The 18,311-nt window shown below is 30.2% G+C and carries 19 protein-coding genes; 18 read left to right on the top strand and 1 reads right to left on the bottom strand.

Annotation, left to right across the window (positions count from 1 at the left end):
• The 9 genes from AC11VW_RS12645 to mgsA form a co-directional block, all read left to right on the top strand.
• Positions 1 to 139 (top strand): rod shape-determining protein (locus AC11VW_RS12645; protein ID WP_484301785.1); only part of this gene is annotated, 139 nt, incomplete at its 5' end.
• A gap of 18 nt (positions 140 to 157) precedes the next feature.
• Positions 158 to 1,045 (top strand): rod shape-determining protein MreC, encoded by an 888-nt coding sequence (gene mreC, locus AC11VW_RS12640; protein ID WP_484301784.1) that lies wholly within the window; start codon positions 158 to 160, stop codon positions 1,043 to 1,045.
• Between the two features lie 15 nt (positions 1,046 to 1,060).
• Positions 1,061 to 1,549 carry a rod shape-determining protein MreD gene (gene mreD / locus AC11VW_RS12635; protein WP_484301783.1) on the top strand — a complete coding sequence of 163 codons (489 nt, stop codon included), beginning with the start codon at positions 1,061 to 1,063 and terminating at the stop codon, positions 1,547 to 1,549.
• An 11-nt stretch (positions 1,550 to 1,560) separates the two neighbouring features.
• Positions 1,561 to 4,560: a penicillin-binding transpeptidase domain-containing protein gene (locus AC11VW_RS12630; RefSeq protein WP_484301782.1), complete on the top strand. Its 3,000-nt coding sequence runs from the start codon at positions 1,561 to 1,563 to the stop codon at positions 4,558 to 4,560.
• Positions 4,561 to 4,618: 58 nt separating this feature from the next.
• Positions 4,619 to 5,299, top strand: a complete 681-nt coding sequence (locus AC11VW_RS12625) for a septum site-determining protein MinC (RefSeq protein ID WP_484301781.1) — start codon at positions 4,619 to 4,621, stop codon at positions 5,297 to 5,299.
• A gap of 28 nt (positions 5,300 to 5,327) precedes the next feature.
• Complete coding sequence (gene minD, locus AC11VW_RS12620) at positions 5,328 to 6,125, top strand: septum site-determining protein MinD (protein ID WP_484301780.1); 798 nt, start codon at positions 5,328 to 5,330, stop codon at positions 6,123 to 6,125.
• A gap of 17 nt (positions 6,126 to 6,142) precedes the next feature.
• On the top strand, positions 6,143 to 6,427 hold the full coding sequence (gene minE, locus AC11VW_RS12615) for a cell division topological specificity factor MinE (RefSeq protein ID WP_484301779.1): 285 nt from the start codon (positions 6,143 to 6,145) through the stop codon (positions 6,425 to 6,427).
• 91 nt (positions 6,428 to 6,518) lie between these two features.
• Complete coding sequence (gene rodA / locus AC11VW_RS12610; RefSeq protein ID WP_484301778.1) at positions 6,519 to 7,637, top strand: rod shape-determining protein RodA; 1,119 nt, start codon at positions 6,519 to 6,521, stop codon at positions 7,635 to 7,637.
• Positions 7,638 to 7,654: 17 nt separating this feature from the next.
• Positions 7,655 to 8,068, top strand: coding sequence for a methylglyoxal synthase (mgsA, locus tag AC11VW_RS12605; RefSeq protein ID WP_484301777.1), 414 nt, complete (start codon positions 7,655 to 7,657; stop codon positions 8,066 to 8,068).
• 154 nt (positions 8,069 to 8,222) lie between these two features.
• Here the strand turns inward: mgsA and AC11VW_RS12600 are convergent, their stop codons facing one another.
• The gene (locus AC11VW_RS12600) at positions 8,223 to 9,416 is read right to left on the bottom strand and encodes an FprA family A-type flavoprotein (RefSeq protein WP_484301776.1); all 1,194 of its coding nucleotides are present in this window, start codon (positions 9,414 to 9,416) and stop codon (positions 8,223 to 8,225) included.
• Positions 9,417 to 9,616: 200 nt separating this feature from the next.
• Here AC11VW_RS12600 and AC11VW_RS12595 point away from each other — a divergent pair, with 200 nt between their 5' ends.
• The 9 genes from AC11VW_RS12595 (at position 9,617) to AC11VW_RS12555 (ending at position 18,149) form a co-directional block, all read left to right on the top strand.
• Positions 9,617 to 11,461 carry a TIGR03960 family B12-binding radical SAM protein gene (locus AC11VW_RS12595; RefSeq protein WP_484301775.1) on the top strand — a complete coding sequence of 615 codons (1,845 nt, stop codon included), beginning with the start codon at positions 9,617 to 9,619 and terminating at the stop codon, positions 11,459 to 11,461.
• Positions 11,462 to 11,463: 2 nt separating this feature from the next.
• The gene (locus AC11VW_RS12590) at positions 11,464 to 12,162 is read left to right on the top strand and encodes a TIGR03936 family radical SAM-associated protein (protein WP_484301774.1); all 699 of its coding nucleotides are present in this window, start codon (positions 11,464 to 11,466) and stop codon (positions 12,160 to 12,162) included.
• Between the two features lie 206 nt (positions 12,163 to 12,368).
• The gene (locus AC11VW_RS12585; protein ID WP_484301773.1) at positions 12,369 to 13,772 is read left to right on the top strand and encodes an Rne/Rng family ribonuclease; all 1,404 of its coding nucleotides are present in this window, start codon (positions 12,369 to 12,371) and stop codon (positions 13,770 to 13,772) included.
• A 116-nt stretch (positions 13,773 to 13,888) separates the two neighbouring features.
• On the top strand, positions 13,889 to 14,200 hold the full coding sequence (gene rplU / locus AC11VW_RS12580) for a 50S ribosomal protein L21 (protein WP_484301772.1): 312 nt from the start codon (positions 13,889 to 13,891) through the stop codon (positions 14,198 to 14,200).
• A 15-nt stretch (positions 14,201 to 14,215) separates the two neighbouring features.
• On the top strand, positions 14,216 to 14,533 hold the full coding sequence (locus AC11VW_RS12575; RefSeq protein WP_484301771.1) for a ribosomal-processing cysteine protease Prp: 318 nt from the start codon (positions 14,216 to 14,218) through the stop codon (positions 14,531 to 14,533).
• 13 nt (positions 14,534 to 14,546) lie between these two features.
• A complete protein-coding gene (gene rpmA / locus AC11VW_RS12570; protein WP_484301770.1) occupies positions 14,547 to 14,837 on the top strand; it encodes a 50S ribosomal protein L27 in 291 nt (96 codons plus the stop codon).
• Between the two features lie 115 nt (positions 14,838 to 14,952).
• Positions 14,953 to 16,230, top strand: coding sequence for a GTPase ObgE (obgE, locus tag AC11VW_RS12565; protein ID WP_484301769.1), 1,278 nt, complete (start codon positions 14,953 to 14,955; stop codon positions 16,228 to 16,230).
• Positions 16,231 to 16,248: 18 nt separating this feature from the next.
• Positions 16,249 to 16,620, top strand: a complete 372-nt coding sequence (locus tag AC11VW_RS12560) for a YhbY family RNA-binding protein (RefSeq protein WP_484301768.1) — start codon at positions 16,249 to 16,251, stop codon at positions 16,618 to 16,620.
• Positions 16,621 to 16,814: 194 nt separating this feature from the next.
• Complete coding sequence (locus AC11VW_RS12555; RefSeq protein ID WP_484301767.1) at positions 16,815 to 18,149, top strand: CoA-disulfide reductase; 1,335 nt, start codon at positions 16,815 to 16,817, stop codon at positions 18,147 to 18,149.
• The last annotated feature ends 162 nt before the right edge of the window (positions 18,150 to 18,311 follow it).

Below are 18,311 nucleotides of genomic sequence, written 5' to 3'. Positions count from 1 at the left end.
TAAATTAGTTAAGCAAGAAACAGGAATGCCAGTACAAATAGCTGAAAATCCACTAGATTGTGTTGCCTTAGGAACAGGAAAATCAGTAGAAGATCAAGAAATATTTGAAAAAGTATTAATGATGAATTCTAGAAAGTAATTAAAAGTTGGTGATATTTTGAAATTCGATAAGAATAAAAAGGAAAAAAAGAGGATTAACATAAAAGTGATAGCAACGGGGATTGTTGCTATCACTTTAATTGGAATTGTAGTAATATCAATAGGCAAATTTTCTGGAACTAATCCTGTAGGTCCAGGAATATTATTAGATGGAGTAACAGCAATAGAAAAAAACTTTAACCAAGGATTTACATTTTTACAAGAAAATCTTAAAGATTTAACAAACTATAAGAAAAATTCTAATGAAATAGCAAAATTAGAAAAAGAAAATGATAGCTTAAAACAAGAAGTAATCGATTTAAATAACAGATTGAATGAATCAGAGTCTCTTACTAGCTTAAAAAAAGTACTTAATTTTGTTGATGAAAAGTATAAAGCTAAAAGTATATCAACTAGTATAGTAGGAAAAAATGACGGTAATTGGTATAACAGCTTCACAATAGGTGCTGGAAGTAATGATGGTGTAAAAAAAGAAAGCATAGTAGTTAATGAGGATGGGTTAGTAGGAATGGTGTATGAAGTCTCTAAAGATTATAGCAAGGCAATTTCTTTATTAGATACAAAATCATCAGTAAGTTTTAAGTTGATGAAAGACCCTAACTTCAAAGGAGTTATAACTCAAAACTCAACGTTAGATGATAAAGAAAAGTATAAGAAGAAAGGCTTTTTACATGGATATATGTTTGAGACATCTTATAATGTATTGCCTGGAGATGTAGTTGTAACGTCTGGACTAGGATTATATCCAAAAGGCATACCAATAGGCGAAATTGACCAGGTAATAGATGATAAAAATAAATCAATGAAATACGTGGTTGTAAAGCCATATGCTGATTTTAAAAACATCAACGACGTTATGATTATTGAACCAAGAAATATAGGATAAAGGAGACTGTTAATAATGAAAAGAGTTTTACTTTGTCTCTTAGGTATTTTATTAGTAATGGTAGAAAGTAGTATTATTAACTATTTAGATATACTCGGTATAAGTTTTAATATAGTTATTATATATATCACTATTATTTCACTGTATGTAGATGAATTAGAAGTAGGAATAATAGCTGCTATAGTAGGTCTTATAAAAGATATAACTGTAGGAGGGATATTTGGAGTTAATGGGTTGATTTTATTTGTGATAGCATATTCAATTAGCCATTTGAAAAATAAAATATATAAAGAAAGCAGTATAACTATATTTGCATTGGTATTTATAACTAGCTTATTTGATTCTATGGTAAATATAGCAGTAGTTAGCCAAGTTTATAACAGCTATGGAGTGGCAACACTAGCGCTAAAGGGTATAGTTATAATTCCACTAGCAAATAGTTTATTAAGCATATTGTTGTATAAAATATCAAGAAAATCGGTATCAAAACTTAAAGAAGATTAGTTGGTGATTTGATGGAAGAAAATAAAAAGGTTGATAGATTATCCATAATGAAAAATATTATACTAGTAGCGTTTGTAGTTATTCTAGTAAAAGTAATTTATATGACAACGTTTAAGTATGAACATTATACAGAACTAGCAGAAAATAAAACTTACAAAGAATTGCCTATAAAAGCTCCTAGAGGTGAAATTAGAGATAGATATGGTAGGCTGATAGCTGGAAATACAAATCTATTTACTATTCAAGTTTCTGGAGATGCAATAAGCAAAAAAGACTCTAAGGGTAAATCTATGGCGAATGAGATATCTTTAAAGCTTATAAATATGCTAGAAGATAATAAACAAGAATACATAGATGAATTCCCGATATATTTCAATAATGGAAATTATTATTATGTATTTAATAAAAAAATAAGAGAATATAAGAGTGAAAACAATATTCCACAAGACTTAAATGCAAAGGAAAGTTTTTACTATATAGTAGACAGATTAATAAATGAAGGAATACTTACAGAAGAGGAAAGAAGCTTAGAAGTAAGTAAGTTACAAGAAAAATTAAATGAAAATGGATATTATCCACCCATACTTGTAAGTAAATGGATGTTCACTGAGGAAAAAAATAAAAAAGACTGGTTAGAAAGTTATAAGATAAAAAAGGCTAATATAAGTGCAAAGGATGCATTTAAAGAGATTAGGAATAACTATGAAGTTGATGAGAATTTAGGTGATCAAGACGCAAGAAAAATACTTGTGGTAAGAGATCTTATAAAGTCACAAGGATACTCTCGATATAATCCAGTAACGATAGCTAAAGGCATTAGCGAAAAAATAATAGCTCAGGTAGAAGAAAGTGCTATGGAACTCACAGGAGTTTCAGTAGCAGTAGAACCAGTAAGAGATTATCCAGAAGGAACTTTAGCATCGCATACACTGGGTACTATGGGTAAAATGCCATCAATTAAAGAAGATGATTATCTAAATAGAGAAGAAGGTAAAAAATATTCTAAAGGTGATACTGTAGGTATATCTGGTATTGAAAATAAATTTGAAGAGCAGCTAAAAGGTGTTGATGGATATAAAAAAGTTCAAGTAGATGCACTAGGTAGAGTTACTAAAGAGTTAGAAGTATCAAAACCTCAGTCAGGAGATACTGTATATCTTAGTATAGATAAAGAGTTGCAGGAAGAAACAGAAAAGGCATTGAAAGGTGTTATAAAAGCTATTTCAACAGGCGGATTGTATCAAAGTAAATTTGGAAACTATAGTACGGGTACTGTGGTTAATAATGCAAAATCCGGTGCAGTAATGGCTATAGATCTAAAGACTGGTGATGTTTTATCTATGGCGAGTTATCCAGATTATGACCCAAATAAATTTGTAAATGGAATATCATATGAGGATTATAAAGATCTTCAACCTAAAAACCTAAATGATGTACTAGCACCAAATCCACAAGTGAATTTAGCAACCCAAGGGGTATTCCAACCAGGATCTATATTTAAAATGGTAACAGGCATGGCTGCAATAGACAATGGATTAAGTCCCAACTATGCAATAAATGATACTGGTGTAATTAAATTAGGTGAAAGACCATTTGCCGATTTAATATGGCATAAATCTAGAACTAATCATGGATATACGAATTTATACAGGGCTATTCAAGAATCATGTAATATTTATTTCTATACGATATCGAGTGGTAAAAACTGGATAGGCGGTAAAGATCCAGATGTGAAAGTTGGACCCAATGGTGTATTAGATTATGCTAGATTATTTGGGTTAGATGATTATACAGGATTAGATCAAGAAATTAGTGAAATAAAAGGAACAGTTCCAAATGTTGATGATAAATTAAATAGTACAAAAGCTTTATTAAGATCAGCGCTAAATAGTGAGATGGTAAATGATTTTACTGATATAAGTAAAGAAAAAAATAAAGATGAATACGAAGAAAGAATAGAAAAAATAGTTTCTTGGGCGGATGAAGATAAAAAAATAGGTAGAGTTGAAGCAATGGATAGGTTAACTAGTATGAAAGTTAAAGAAGAAAGAGTTGAACCTATTGCAGATATGATAGTATTTGATTACTTAAGCTTTGCTAAGTGGAGTACAGCAGATACCTTTAACCTGGCAATAGGACAAGGAGAAAATCAATATACTCCAGCTCAGATGGTAAGGTATGCTGCAGCCATAGCAAATGGTGGTTATTTAGTAGATTTATCTGTTGTAGATAAGGTAGTATCAAGTAATTATAGTTCAATAGAAATAGATGAAAATGAAAAAGAAAAAATAGAATTTAAGGATAGTGAAAATCTACAACATTTACTGCAAGGTATGAAGCAAGTTATAACTGAAGGTTCAGGAAAAAAAGTATTTGCTAATTTCCCAGTTAGTGTTGCAGGTAAAACAGGTACAGCAGAAAAAAGTGGAAAAATACCTACTGAAAATGAATATGACTATTTAACAAGTCACATGGCTTCGTATGGAGTAGTTACTGATGAAGCAACTAAACTTTCTGAGGAAATGAAATTAGAAAGAGAAAAAGAGTTATCGAAAAAAAGAAAATTAGAAATAAAGGAAGAATTAAAAAATAAAGATTTAACAGAAAATGAAATAAAAAAGCTAGAAGAAGAGTTAAAAGATGGTGTTAAGGTAAAGTTAGAAAACACAGATAAAATAAATGCAGCTTACTTAAGAAAAGCAATAAAAGAGTTGAACCCTAAAATCAATGATGAAAAAATAGATCAATACAAGCAAAACTATGAGCCTTTTGCATGGGGACTTGGAGTAGCTCCAGCAGATGATCCTGAAATAGCTGTAGTAGCTATGATACCTCAAGGTAAAACTGGTGGTAATGCTATGTTACTTGTTAGAGAAGTTATGGGAAATTATTTTGGAATAGGTGAAAATAAATCAAACTCAAATGCAGATAATAATGCAGATAATGTAGAAAAAAATCTTAATGAATTGAAAAAAGAAGATATAAATTTTGTGCCAAAAATGAAAAAATAAAGAGGAATAAAGTTTTTTTTGCAGAATATATAAATGATATATCACTCTGGAGGTTGTTATGTCTTTGAAAGAATTTAATGTCACAGAACTAGTTGAGTTCAAAGGTAGTAAAAGAGGGATAATAGTAAATATTAAAAGAGTTGCGTCTTTTGATGAAATAAAGCAAAGTATAGTAGAGAGGCTAGAATCATCTGTAGGTTTTTTTAATGGAGCTAAAATTTGTGAGATTAATTGTGAGTGTTTGAGTGATATACAAATTATAAATATAAAAGACGATATTTTATCAAGATTTGACGTTGAGTTTATAGAAGAATATGAAAATAAAGAGGTTTGTAACTTTCAAACTAAATATGTTAACAATCTTAGATCTGGAGAAAATATTGAATTTGATGGAGATATAATTGTAATGACGGATATGAAATCTGGTTCACAAGTAAGTTCAACTTCAAATGTAGTTGTTATGGGAAATATAGACCCTGGTGCAAGAGTTGTAGCTAATGGTAATGTTATTGTAATGGGGAGAGTAAAAGGTTTTATACATGCAGGTTCTATAGGCAATGAAAATGCATATGTTGTAGCAAATAATCTCAATGCAAAAGTATTACAAATAGCTCAAAATATAGCAGAAGCTCCAGATGATGAAAACTATGAAGAAGAAAAATTAGTCAGCCCAGAGATAGCCTTGGTGAGCGATGGTAGAATAATCATAGAAAGTTATTTACCTAAAATAATAAAATAATAAGGATAAATCAATAGGGGGTAGTAATATGAGCGAAGTTATAGTTATAACATCGGGTAAAGGTGGAGTTGGAAAAACTACTACCGCGGCAAACTTAGGAACTGCTCTAAGCATGGAAAATAAGAAAACAGTTATAGTAGATGCAGATATAGGACTTAGAAACTTAGATGTAGTTATGGGTCTTGAAAATAGAATCGTTTATGATATAGTAGATGTTGTTGAAGGTACATGCAGATTAAAGCAAGCATTAATAAAAGATAAAAGATTTGAAAATCTGTATTTACTACCAGCTGCTCAGACAAGAGACAAAAATGCAATAACAGTAGACCAAATGTCTAGCTTATGTGATCAACTTAGAGAAACCTTTGATTATGTACTAATAGATTGTCCAGCAGGTATAGAGCAAGGTTTTAAAAATGCTATAGCTGGAGCAGATAGAGCGATAGTAGTAACAAATCCAGAAGTATCTGCGGTAAGAGATGCTGATAGAATTATAGGTCTGTTAGAAGCACATGAAATTAAAGATATTCAACTAGTTATAAACAGAATAAGACAAGATATGGTAAGACGTGGAGATATGATGAGTAAACAAGATATCATAGAAATCTTAGCAATAAAATTAATAGGATTAGTTCCTGATGATGAAAGTATAATAGTATCTACAAATAAGGGAGAGCCTGCTATTTTAGATGCTAAGTCTAGTGCAGGACAAGAATATAAAAACATTGCTCAAAGAATATTAGGTAATGAAATACCTTTAGTAGAAATAGAAACTGATAATAATATCTTTAGTAAAATTAAGAAAATGTTTGGTATGGCCAAGTAGTGAAGGGGGATATATCCGTGTTAGATTTATTTAAAGTTTTTTCTAACGAATCTAAGGCTAGTAAATCTGTTGCAAAAGAAAGATTAAAATTAGTTTTAGTACATGATAGAGTAGATTGTTCTCCACAGCTTTTAGATATGATAAAGACAGATATTCTTAGAGTTATAGCTAATTATGCAGAAATCGAAGAAGATGGTCTTGAAATCAAAATGTCTAAGGTAAGAGGAGATAACGATGATATGCCAGTGTCTGCTTTAGTTGCGAATATACCGCTTAGACATATAAAAGGTAGAAGCGTGTAAATATATTTAAAAGGGGGATATAAAATCCCCCTTTATTTTAATTAATAAAAAGCATAATTTATATGCGCAAAGTTAGGAAGATGGTGAATACATGATAGAATATAAATCGACTATTAAATTAATAAAACAATTAGATTGGAAACTGATAACTATAGTTCTTGCTATATTTGGATTTGGATTAGTTGTTTTAAGTAGTGCAACACATGCACAAATAACAGGAAACTATCTTCAAATATATAAACAAAGTTTAGCTTTTGGGTTAGGGCTGATTATGATAGTTGGTATACTTTTATTTGACTATAATTTCTTAGGTAAATATTATAAAGCGTTATATATTATTAGTCTAATATTACTAGTTATAGTTTTAATTCCGGGTATTGGAAAAAACATGGGTGGAGCTACATCATGGTTAAGATTAGGTCCTCTAGACTTTCAAACTTCAGAATTAGTTAAATTGACATTTATATTAAGTTATGCAAAGATAGTTGAATCGAGAAAAGGAAAATTAAATACTATAAAGGAAATAATACCTGTAGCAGTATATGCACTACCATTTATAGGATTATTATTTGCACAGCCAGATTTAGGGACTGCAATAGTATTTAGTTGTATAATAGTAGGTATGCTATTTACAGCAGGTCTTGATATAAAATTAATAAAAAGAGCGGCAGTAATCGCGGTAGTAGCATTACCTGTTATGTACTTACTTATGGCGCCTCACCAAAAGGAAAGAATAGAAGCTTTTTTAAACCCAGAAGACCCGACATTAAAAGGGAATTATCAAGTAATGCAATCTACGATTGCTATAGGGTCAGGTGGAACAATTGGAAAAGGGTTATATAATGGTACTCAAAATCAAGAAGGTTTTTTACCTGTGCAAGAAAGTGACTTTATCTTTGCGGTTATAGGCGAAGAATTAGGTGCAGTAGGGATGGCAACTGTAATAGCTTTATATGCTCTATTTTTAACCCGAATGATTTCAATAGCTGGGGAGGCCAAAGATTTTTATGGTACACTGATTGTAATTGGGGTTATGAGTATGTTTGGATATCAAGTAATTCAAAATATAGGAATGACCGTAGCGTTAATTCCTGTAACGGGGGTAACACTTCCATTTGTAAGTTATGGAGGTAGTTCTTTATTAACATCTTTAGCAAACTTAGGACTAGTTCTAAATGTTTGTATGAGAAGGAAGAAAATAAACTTTTAACAAATTCGGAGGAACATATGAATATCGCATTAATAGCACATGATGAAATGAAAAACACAATGATTGGATTTTGTATAGGATATGAAGCTATATTAAAAAAATATGGAATATATGCAACTGGAACTACAGGTAAAAAGATTATGGATGCAACTGACTTGAAGATAAATAGACTTGCATCAGGTCCGCTTGGAGGTGACCAACAAATTGGTTCATTGGTAGTATCTCAAGATATAGATTTAGTGATTTTTTTAAGAGACCCACTTACATCCCAAGCTCATGAACCAGACATACAAGCATTGATGAGATTGTGTGACGTTTATTATGTTCCTGTAGCTACAAATTTAGCTTCAGCAGAAATATTTATAAAAGCGTTGGATAGAGGAGAACTTTCTTGGAGGGACGTTAGAAAGACGACAAGCCAAAGAATTTAAATTAAAAATTCACAAAAATAGAGTACTATGTTAAATTACATAGTACTCTATTTTCATAGCCTAAGTATTAAAATAAGACGGTTAATTTAGGTTCCAGATTTTTGAAATCATAAGTAAAAAAGGAAATGATAAATTATCAATTTACTTTAAATTATTATTTAATCAATTTACCGTACTCAGCACCTAAATTTAAACATTCATTTAAAGTATCTTCACTTGGGAAGAATTTCTTCTTCATTGTTTCAATAGGCATTTTAAATGACATTGATTTTAATAGAGTTTCAGCCATAGTTAGACCTTCTCCGCTCCAACCGTATGAACCAAATACTCCTCCGATTTTACCTTGGTTAGCCATAGGGTCTATTACAGAGAATAAGTCCCACATAGGCTTGACCATACTTCTATTTATAGTTGGAGAACCTAATAATATAACCTTTGACATTACAACTGCATCGTGCATTTCTTTCAAGCTTATATTTTCTAAATCATACAAAGTAACTTTGGCACCTTCAGATATTGCACCTTCTTCTATTTTTTTAGCCATTACATAAGTGTTAGTGTAAGCTGATAAGTAAAATACCGCCACTTGATTTTGATTAGTAGTACTTACAACCTCAGTTGACCAATCTAAATATCTTTTAACTATTTCCATAGGGTTTTTAGTAAGCATTGGACCGTGAGAAGTTAAAATTGTATCAAAATCTATTTTTAATTCAATAACTTTATTTATAGCATTTAAAGCATGTTTAGCAAAAGGTTTAACTATACAATCATAGTAGTGTTTTGATGATTTTAGGTAATCTTCATGTTCTACAGCATCACAGTCAACGTTAGCAAAGTGGCATCCAAAAGCATCACAAGTAAATAAAGTCTTATCTTCTTCAATGTAAGTAAACATTGTATCTGGCCAGTGTAAGAATGGAGCAGTTATAAATTTAATATTCCTTTTACCGATATTTAAAGTTTCTCCATCTTTTATAACATGACATTTAAATGGCTTATTTATTTGTTCACTTAAGTACAATTTAGCTACACCTGTACAGAAAACCTCTATATTAGGATTTAAATCTAAAAGGTACTTCAAGCTACCTGCATGGTCAGGCTCAGTATGATGAATTACCACATAATCTATATTAGCTATATCAGTAAGTTGTGATATGTTATTTAAAAATTCTTCTTTGAAATTAGGTTTTACAGTATCAAATAAAACTGTTTTTTCATCTTTAATTAAATAAGAGTTATAAGTAGTACCAAATTCTGTCTTCATTATTATGTCAAATACTTCTAAATCCTTATCTATGACACCTGCATAGTAAATATCTTTCTTTATTTCAAATACATTACTCATTATAAATCCTCCCGAAAATAATATTATACAAAGATTATACCCATATACTATATAATAAAACAAAATAATAACTATAACAAGAAAACAAATTGGGAAAACTATATTTAAATAGCTAATAATATTTTGATACATAATATCATATCGTGTATAATAATATTTATGTCTAGAAAATAATAAACTTATTGGAGGTTTTAAAATAGATGAATAAAGTAGATTTAAAAAGAATTTTAAAGAAGGTTGAAAAACCTGCTAGGTATCTTGGAAATGAGATAAATTCAGTACATAAAGATACAATGAATGGAAATTTAATAAGATATGCTCAATGTTTCCCAGATTTATATGAGGTTGGGATGAGTCACTTAGGAAGCCACATATTATATGATGTAATAAATAAGGATGAAGATGTATTCTGTGAAAGAATATATTCTCCGGCTATTGATATGGAAAATATAATGAGAGAAAAAAAAATACCTTTATTCGCATTAGAGTCAAGAGAATCAATAACTAACTTTGACTTTGTAACATTCACACTTCAATATGAACTTTCTTATACTAACATATTAAATATATTAGATTTAGCTAACATACCGTTATTAAGAGAAGAAAGAAAGTTAGAGGATCCATTTATATTAGTTGGTGGACCTTGTGCATATAATGTTGAACCTTTAGCTGATTTTGTAGATATAGTAATTTTAGGTGAGGGTGAAGAGGTAAATTTAGAAGTTGTAAATGCTTATAAAGAGTGGAAAAAAAATAAAACTACTAGAGAAGATTTCTTATATAAAATATCTTCAATAAATGGAGTTTATATACCAAGCTTCTATGATGTTGAATATAATGAAGATAACACAGTAAAATCAGTACTTCCAAATAGATTAGGAGTACCGACTAATCCTCAAAAAAGAATAATAAAAGATATGGAAACAGTACAATATCCAGAAAAAATAATAGTGCCATTTATTGATACTGTACATAACAGAATAGTTTTAGAATTATTTAGAGGATGTACAAGAGGATGTAGATTCTGCCAAGCAGGAATGATATATAGACCTATAAGAGAAAAAAGTGTAGAAAGACTTAAAGAAGTATTAGAAAATTTAGTTAAAAATACAGGATATGATGAAATATCATTATCATCTTTAAGTACAAGTGATTATAGTCAGTTAGAAGAACTTACAGACTACTTAGTAAATGAATATACTCCAAGAAATATAGGTATATCACTTCCATCATTAAGACTTGATAATTTCTCTATGGAAATAGCTGAAAAAATACAACAAGTAAGAAAATCAGGATTAACATTTGCACCAGAAGCAGGAACTCAAAGAATGAGAGATGTTATAAACAAAGGTGTAAGTGAAGAAGATTTAGAAAATGCAACAAGAAAAGCATTCGAAATGGGATGGAATCGTGTTAAATTATACTTCATGATAGGACTTCCAACAGAAACTTATGATGATTTAGATGGTATAGCTAAACTTGCATATGATGTTATAGATACTTATAGAAATGTTCATAATGGGAAAATAAAAAGAGATTTTGGTGTTACAGTAAGTACATCAACATTTGTACCTAAACCATTTACACCATTCCAATGGCATGGGCAAGACACTACAGAAGTAGTAGTAGAAAAACAAAGACATTTAGTTAGAAAATTAAAAAATGGAAATATAAAATATAACTATCATGATTCTAAAACTAGCTTGATGGAAGCAGTAGTAGCTAGAGGAGATAGAAAAATAGGTAAAGCTATATATGATGCATTTAAAGCAGGAGCTAAATTTGATGGATGGTCTGAACACTTTAGTTTAGATACATGGAAAGAAGCTATGGAAAAAAATAATCTTTCGATAGAATTCTATGCAAATAGAGAAAGAAACTATGAAGAAGTATTCCCATGGGATCATATAGATGTAGGAGTAACTAAGAAATTCTTAGTTAGAGAAAACGAAAAAGCAACACAAGATGCAATTACTCCTGACTGTAGACATAAGTGTAATGCATGCGGTATAAATACACACGATATCGGAAGGGGGATGTGTTAATCATGAGTAAAATAATAAGAGCAAAGTTTAATAAAGAAGGAGATATGATATACATATCACACCTAGATTTACAACAATTATTACAAAGGGCGTTTAGAAGAGCTGAAATAGAATTATGCTATTCTCAAGGATTTAATCCTCATCCTAAGATAAGTTATGGAAATGCACTAGCATTAGGTACAGAAAGTCAAGGAGAGTACGTAGATGTTGAAATAGAAGATGATTTAAGTGTTGAAGAATACTTAAATAGAATGAACGAACAATTACCAAAAGGTATAACATTCATGAAAGCTATGGAAATAACTAGACAAACACCATCTCTAGCTTCAACAATAGAGTATGGAGAATATATATTCACTATAGAACTTGAAAAAGCCTTAAGTAAGGAATTTGTAAAATCTAAAATATTAGAATTTATGAGTCAAGAAGAAATAATGATAACTAAGAAAAATAAAAAAGGAAAAATGGTAGAATCTAATATAAGACCAATGATAAAACAATTTGATATATTAGACTTAAGTGAAAATGTTATAACTCTAGAAGCGACGACTGCTACTGGATCTAAAGCAAACTTAAATAATTCTATATTTATTCCTAAAATATTAGAGATGTTAGAATTAGAAATGGATTCATTAGATGTAGATATATTAAGAAGAGATTCATATGTAGTAGAAGATGGGCAATTAGTATGTCCTATGTAGATAAAAAAGGTGGCTAAAACCACCTTTTTTTATATATTAGGACTTTTTTATAGCACATAGGAAATTATATTCATTTTAAAACTGTGGATAAATATAATTTTCGTATATGTGCTTCAAAAAAGTCTTCCTTATAAATTTTTAATTGAAGACTTTTTTATAATAGTGACAAAGCGCCATCAGTCTATACTTATACAAGGAGCAATTTTATGAAAAAAATAATAATAGAATCATTAGTATCATCTCAAAAGACTGCAGTCCTTGAAGATGATAAATTGAGTGAAATATTTATAGAAGACAATAAAAAAGATAAAACTGTATCTAATATATACAGAGGTATAGTTAAAAAAGTACTTCCAGGCATAGAAGCTTGTTTTGTGGATGTTGGGTTTGAAAAATTAGCATACCTTCAACTGAAAAGAGATAACACTATAAAATCAGGACAAGAAATTCTAGTTCAGATAAATAAAGAGGAGATAGGAACTAAAGGAGCTAAATTAAATCTTGAGATAAGTTTAGCAGGAAGATATTTAGTTTATATACCATCAAATGATAGAACGACTATATCGAATAAAATTACTGAAGAAAAAGAAAGATTTAGACTAAAGAAAATTGCTAAATCTATAAACAAAGAGAATTTAGGCTTGATTATAAGGACAGAAGCAATAGGATGTACTAAAGAGGAATTAGAAGCTGATATAGAGGAATTAAAAAAACAATATGACAATATTTTAAAAGAATATAAGTTAGGAATGGAAGCAAAACTTTTATATAAAAGTTTAGACTTTGCAAGTAAGTATGTAAAAGATAATGTAAATGAAGATGTGGAAAAAATAATAACTAATAATAGTGAAAAATATGAAGAACTAAAAAGTATATTAAAATCTGTAAGAAAAGAATATGCAGAAAAATTAGTCTTAGAAGAAAATAAAGATGTGTTTGATTTATATAGAGTTAACACTCAAATAGAAAAATGTTTGAATAAAAAAGTATGGTTAAAAAGTGGGGGCTATTTAATAATAGAAAAGACAGAAGCCCTTACAGTTATAGATGTTAATACAGGAAAATTCACGGGAAATTTAAAACTAGAGGAAACAGTATATAAAACCAATATAGAAGCAGCGGTAGAAATATCAAAACAATTAAAACTCAGAGATATTGGCGGAATAATTATAATAGATTTTATAGATATGCATAAAGCTAAATATAAAGAAGTACTTTTAAAAACATTAGAAGAAGAACTACAAAAAGACAAAAGAAAATCTGAAGTTCTAGGTATGACTAGGTTAGGGCTAGTAGAAGTGGCAAGAAGAAGAGAAAAAGACTCTATAGATAAGTATTATTTAGATGAATGTAGTGAGTGTGAAGGTAAGGCTTATAGAAAATCAGTTAATTATTTAATAGATACTATAGAGAAAGAAATGATTAGGATTAATCAACATACATCATACAACAATATTACCATTGTATTAAATAGTAATTTATATAATTTAGTAAATAAAAATTTTATGGATATAATTAAAAAAATAAGTGAAAATCATGGTATAATAACAGAGTTAGAGGGAAGCAGTGAATTAAATTACGAAAAAATAAATATAATTTATAATACTTAGTTGACAAATCGACAGGAAAGTAGTAATATTAATAACTGTAATGCCGCACAGACAAGGTTAAAAACTTCTTAACGGAAGTACCTATATGGCGAGTTTAGACCGAGGAGGTGTATTTAATGTACGCTATAGTTAAAACAGGTGGAAAGCAATATAAGGTTGCTGAAGGTGATGTATTATTCGTTGAAAAGCTAGAAGCTAACGCAGGTGATGTTGTTACTTTAAACGAAGTATTAGCTTGTACTAAAGACGGAGAGCTAGTAGTTGGAGCTCCAGTTGTTGAAGGTGCTTCTGTTCAAGCAAAAGTTGTTGAACAAGGTAAAGCTAAGAAAATAATAGTTTTCAAGTATAAGGCTAAGAAAGACTACAGAAAAAAGCAAGGACATCGTCAACCATACACTAAGATAGTTATCGAAAAGATAAACGCTTAATTGTTGGTATAAGTAATGATAAAAGTTAAATATTATTACAATGATGACTTCTCTATGAGAGGATTCTGTTTAAAGGGTCATGCTGATTTCGCTGAAATTGGTTATGATATAGTATGTGCTGCAGTTACATCTAATGCTGTTGCAGTCATAAATTCTTTAGACAAATTAGTCAAAGTTGAATTTGAAAAAGTAATTGGACAAGAAGGTCACATAGAATGCATTGTTAAAGATGAATACTTAGAAGACGCTCATCTATTATTAAATCACTTTCAATTAGCAATTGAAGAAATTAAACGGGAATATCCCAAAAATATAAAAATCTTAAAAAAGTAGGGGGTGACTCCATATGTTAAACATGAACTTACAATTACTTGCATCTAAGAAAGGGGTAGGATCTTCTAAGAATGGTAGAGATTCTGCAGCTAAAAGATTAGGTGTTAAGAGATATGACGGACAAGTAGTAACTGCTGGTAGTATAATAGTAAGACAAAGAGGTACTAAAATACATCCAGGGACTAACGTAGGTAAAGGTGGCGATGACACTTTATTTGCATTAGTTGACGGTGCTGTTAAATTCGAAAGAAAAGATAAGAAAAGAAAGAAAGTAAGTATATACCCAGTAGCAATAGCTGAGTAATATGCCAAAAAGGAGTGTTAATACACTCCTTTTTCTTGTAAATAGATATTTATAGAATTATATATATATATATTGGACAAAATAATAAAAAAGTTTAATCAAGTAGGTGATTAATGTGTTTATAGATAAAGCAAGGATTTTTGTTAAAGCCGGAAACGGTGGAAATGGTGCGGTAGGTTTTAGAAAAGAAAAGTATGTTCCAGCTGGTGGTCCAGATGGTGGAGACGGTGGACAGGGTGCGAGTATTATATTTGAAGTTGATTTAGGTCTTAGAACACTAATGGATTTTAAATATCAAAGAAAATATTCTGCAGAGCCAGGTGGAGATGGATCGAAATCAAGAAGAGCAGGTAAAAATGGAGACGATTTAATTCTTAAAGTTCCTGCAGGAACAATAATAAGAGATGAAGCAACAGGTCTAATATTAGCTGATTTAAAAGAAGAAGGCGATAGAGCATCAATTGTAAGAGGCGGTAGAGGCGGAAAAGGAAATCAACATTTTGCCAACGCAGTAAGACAAGCTCCATCTTTCGCAAAGTCTGGTACAGAGGGACAAGAAAGATGGGTAACTTTAGAGCTTAAGATGATAGCGGATGTAGGACTTTTAGGATTCCCTAATGTAGGTAAATCTACATTCTTATCAGTTGTAACTAAGGCTAAACCAAAGATAGCAAATTATCACTTCACAACTTTAACTCCTAACTTAGGTGTTGTTGAGACAAAGTTTGGGGAGAGTTTTGTATTAGCTGATATACCAGGCCTTATAGAAGGTGCTGCTGAAGGTGTAGGATTAGGACATGATTTCTTAAGACACGTTGAGAGAACTAAAGTATTAATACATATAGTTGATATAACTGGGCTAGAAGGTAGAAATGCTTTAGAAGACTTCGATAAAATAAATGATGAACTTAAAATGTATAATGAAAAATTAGCAACAAGACCACAAGTGGTAGTAGCTAATAAAATAGATATATTAGAAGATGAAAGTATATTTGAAGAATTTAAAAATGAGCTAGAAGGCAGAGGATATAAAGTATTTAAAATGTCTGCAGCAACTCGTCAAGGTGTAGATGATGTTATAGCTTATGTAACACCATTATTAAAAGAAGTTGAAGATATAGAACTAGTTACAGAAGAAGAAATGTACAAGCCTGAATTGGATGTACAAGAAGATGAAGCTTTAACTATAGAAATACAAGATGAAGTATATGTTGTTACAGGCAAAATGCTTAGAAGAATCATGTACTCTGTTAACTTCGACGATATGGAATCTCTTCAATACTTCCAAAAAGTTATGGAAAGTCAAGGTGTATTTGACAGACTTAGAGAAATGGGAATTGAAGATGGTGACACTGTTAGAATTTACGAATTAGAATTCGAATTCTACAACTAGAATAAAAGAGGTGAAGATATGTTAAAAGGAAAGCAAAGAGCATACTTAAGATCAATAGCAAATACATTAAAGCCTGTTACTCAAATAGGTAAAGATGGTATAACAGAAAGTTTCTTAGAGCAACTTGACGGTATGTTAAGAACTAAAGAAATAGTTAAAGTTACAATACTTGAAAATGCAGGACTTGATACTAAAGAAACTGCAAATGCAGTATGTGAAGCTTTAAGAGCTGAATTTGTTCAATCTATAGGATCTAAGTTTACTTTATATAAAAAGAATTTAGAAGAACCTAAAATAATATTCCCTGGACACGAGCAAGCAAAAGCGAAAGTTAAGGATGAGAATGTTACTAAAAAAGGTAAACCAACAAAAAGAGCATCAAGAAGATAGTACTCAAAAGCATCTGTAAAAATTCAGGTGCTTTTATTTTTTTACTTAAAATAATTAACAGAAATGATAAAAGATATTATAATATGGATTTTCATATAAAAAAATGTTAGCATAATAACTGTAAGTGGGTATATATAATATTAAGAAAAACACAAACTTAATATATGATTGTGACTATTTGAGGAGGACTAAATATGAGAGTTATAATAGTAGGAGCAGTTGCAGCAGGGATGAGTGCAGCAGCTAAGTTAAAAAGAATGCAACCCGAGTATGAGGTTGTAGTTTATGAAAAAACTGATGTAGTATCATTTGGTGCATGTGGATTACCATATTTTGTTGGTGGATTTTTTGATAATCCAAGCGATATGATAGCAAGAAGTCCAGAAAAATTTAGAGAAACTGGAATTGATTTAAATATATTCCATGAAGTTATTAATGTAGATGTAACTAATAAAAAGGTTATGGTAAAAAACACAGAAACTGGAGTAGAATTTGAAGATTTCTACGATAAATTAATGATAGCAACAGGAGCGAGTAGTATAATACCGCCTATAAAAAATGTTAAAATTGAAAATGTTTCAACATTAAAGAGTATGGCAGATGGAATAAAAGTGAAAGAATTATTAAACAAAGAAGAAAACAAAAACGTAGTTATAATAGGTGCTGGATTTATAGGATTAGAAGCAGTGGAAGCGGCTAAGAAATTAGGAAAAAATGTAACTGTAGTACAAGCAACGGATAGAATATTAGAGCAAGTATTTGATAGAGAAATAACAGATGTTTTAGAAGAAGAAATAAGAAAACATAATGTAGACTTAAGATTAGAGGAGCTTGTTTCTGAATTAGTTGGAGAAACTAAGGTAGAAAAAGTTATAACTAACAGAGGAGAAGTTGATGCTGATGTAGTTATAATAGCGACTGGAGTTAGACCAGCTACAACATTCTTGAAAGATAGTGGTATAGAAATGTTACAAAATGGTGCAATAGTAGTTGATGAGTTTGGCAGAACTTCTATAGAAGATATATACGCAGCAGGAGACTGTGCAACTATAAAAAATATAGTAAGTGGTAAAGATACTTATGTACCATTAGCAACAGGAGCTAACAAATTAGGAAGAATAGTTGGAGAAAATTTAGCAGGATTTAACAATGCATTCCAAGGTTCATTAGGTTCAAGCTGTTTAAAAGTTATAAACATGGAAGCTGGTTCAACTGGTCTTACAGAAGGTCAAGCGCAAAAATTAGGATTAGATTTTAAAGTTAAATTCATATCTGATTTTAACCAAACTAATTACTATCCAGGTAGAGATAAGATGTATGTAAAGCTTGTTTATGATGCAAAGACAAAAATAATATTAGGAGGGCAAGTAGCTGGATTTAAGGATGCAGTTCAAAGAGCTAATGTAGTAGCAGCAGCTATATTTGGAAAGTTAACAACAGAACAATTAGGAATGTTGGATTTATGTTATGCACCACCGTTTGCCAGAACGTGGGATATATTAAACGTAGCAGGAAATGTATGTAAATAATTTATTTTAGTAAAAAAGAGTGTAGGTTTCTGTACTGAGACCCAAAAGTTGGACTTTATACTGGAATGAATTTTCATTCCAGTATTTTAAGTTTTATGCAACCTTAGATTCATACTCAACTCTATAATTGACCGGACTAAGCCAGTTTAATTTTTCTTTAAT

This window comes from Romboutsia sp., from assembly GCF_056995035.1.
Note: the sequence above shows the minus strand (reverse complement) of the source record. Positions and strands in the feature narration are given on the sequence as shown.

What these genes read in the sequence shown, in the direction of transcription:
- AC11VW_RS12575 (WP_484301771.1), top strand. Translation starts at nt 14,216, where the DNA reads ATGATAAAAGTTAAATATTATTACAATGATGACTTCTCTATGAGAGGA.
- minD (WP_484301780.1), top strand. Translation starts at nt 5,328, where the DNA reads ATGAGCGAAGTTATAGTTATAACATCGGGTAAAGGTGGAGTTGGAAAA.
- AC11VW_RS12585 (WP_484301773.1), top strand. Translation starts at nt 12,369, where the DNA reads ATGAAAAAAATAATAATAGAATCATTAGTATCATCTCAAAAGACTGCA.
- AC11VW_RS12630 (WP_484301782.1), top strand. Translation starts at nt 1,561, where the DNA reads ATGGAAGAAAATAAAAAGGTTGATAGATTATCCATAATGAAAAATATT.
- rplU (WP_484301772.1), top strand. Translation starts at nt 13,889, where the DNA reads ATGTACGCTATAGTTAAAACAGGTGGAAAGCAATATAAGGTTGCTGAA.
- rodA (WP_484301778.1), top strand. Translation starts at nt 6,519, where the DNA reads ATGATAGAATATAAATCGACTATTAAATTAATAAAACAATTAGATTGG.
- rpmA (WP_484301770.1), top strand. Translation starts at nt 14,547, where the DNA reads ATGTTAAACATGAACTTACAATTACTTGCATCTAAGAAAGGGGTAGGA.
- AC11VW_RS12560 (WP_484301768.1), top strand. Translation starts at nt 16,249, where the DNA reads ATGTTAAAAGGAAAGCAAAGAGCATACTTAAGATCAATAGCAAATACA.
- AC11VW_RS12590 (WP_484301774.1), top strand. Translation starts at nt 11,464, where the DNA reads ATGAGTAAAATAATAAGAGCAAAGTTTAATAAAGAAGGAGATATGATA.
- AC11VW_RS12600 (WP_484301776.1), bottom strand. Translation starts at nt 9,416, where the DNA reads ATGAGTAATGTATTTGAAATAAAGAAAGATATTTACTATGCAGGTGTC.
- mreD (WP_484301783.1), top strand. Translation starts at nt 1,061, where the DNA reads ATGAAAAGAGTTTTACTTTGTCTCTTAGGTATTTTATTAGTAATGGTA.
- AC11VW_RS12595 (WP_484301775.1), top strand. Translation starts at nt 9,617, where the DNA reads ATGAATAAAGTAGATTTAAAAAGAATTTTAAAGAAGGTTGAAAAACCT.
- AC11VW_RS12625 (WP_484301781.1), top strand. Translation starts at nt 4,619, where the DNA reads ATGTCTTTGAAAGAATTTAATGTCACAGAACTAGTTGAGTTCAAAGGT.
- AC11VW_RS12555 (WP_484301767.1), top strand. Translation starts at nt 16,815, where the DNA reads ATGAGAGTTATAATAGTAGGAGCAGTTGCAGCAGGGATGAGTGCAGCA.
- mgsA (WP_484301777.1), top strand. Translation starts at nt 7,655, where the DNA reads ATGAATATCGCATTAATAGCACATGATGAAATGAAAAACACAATGATT.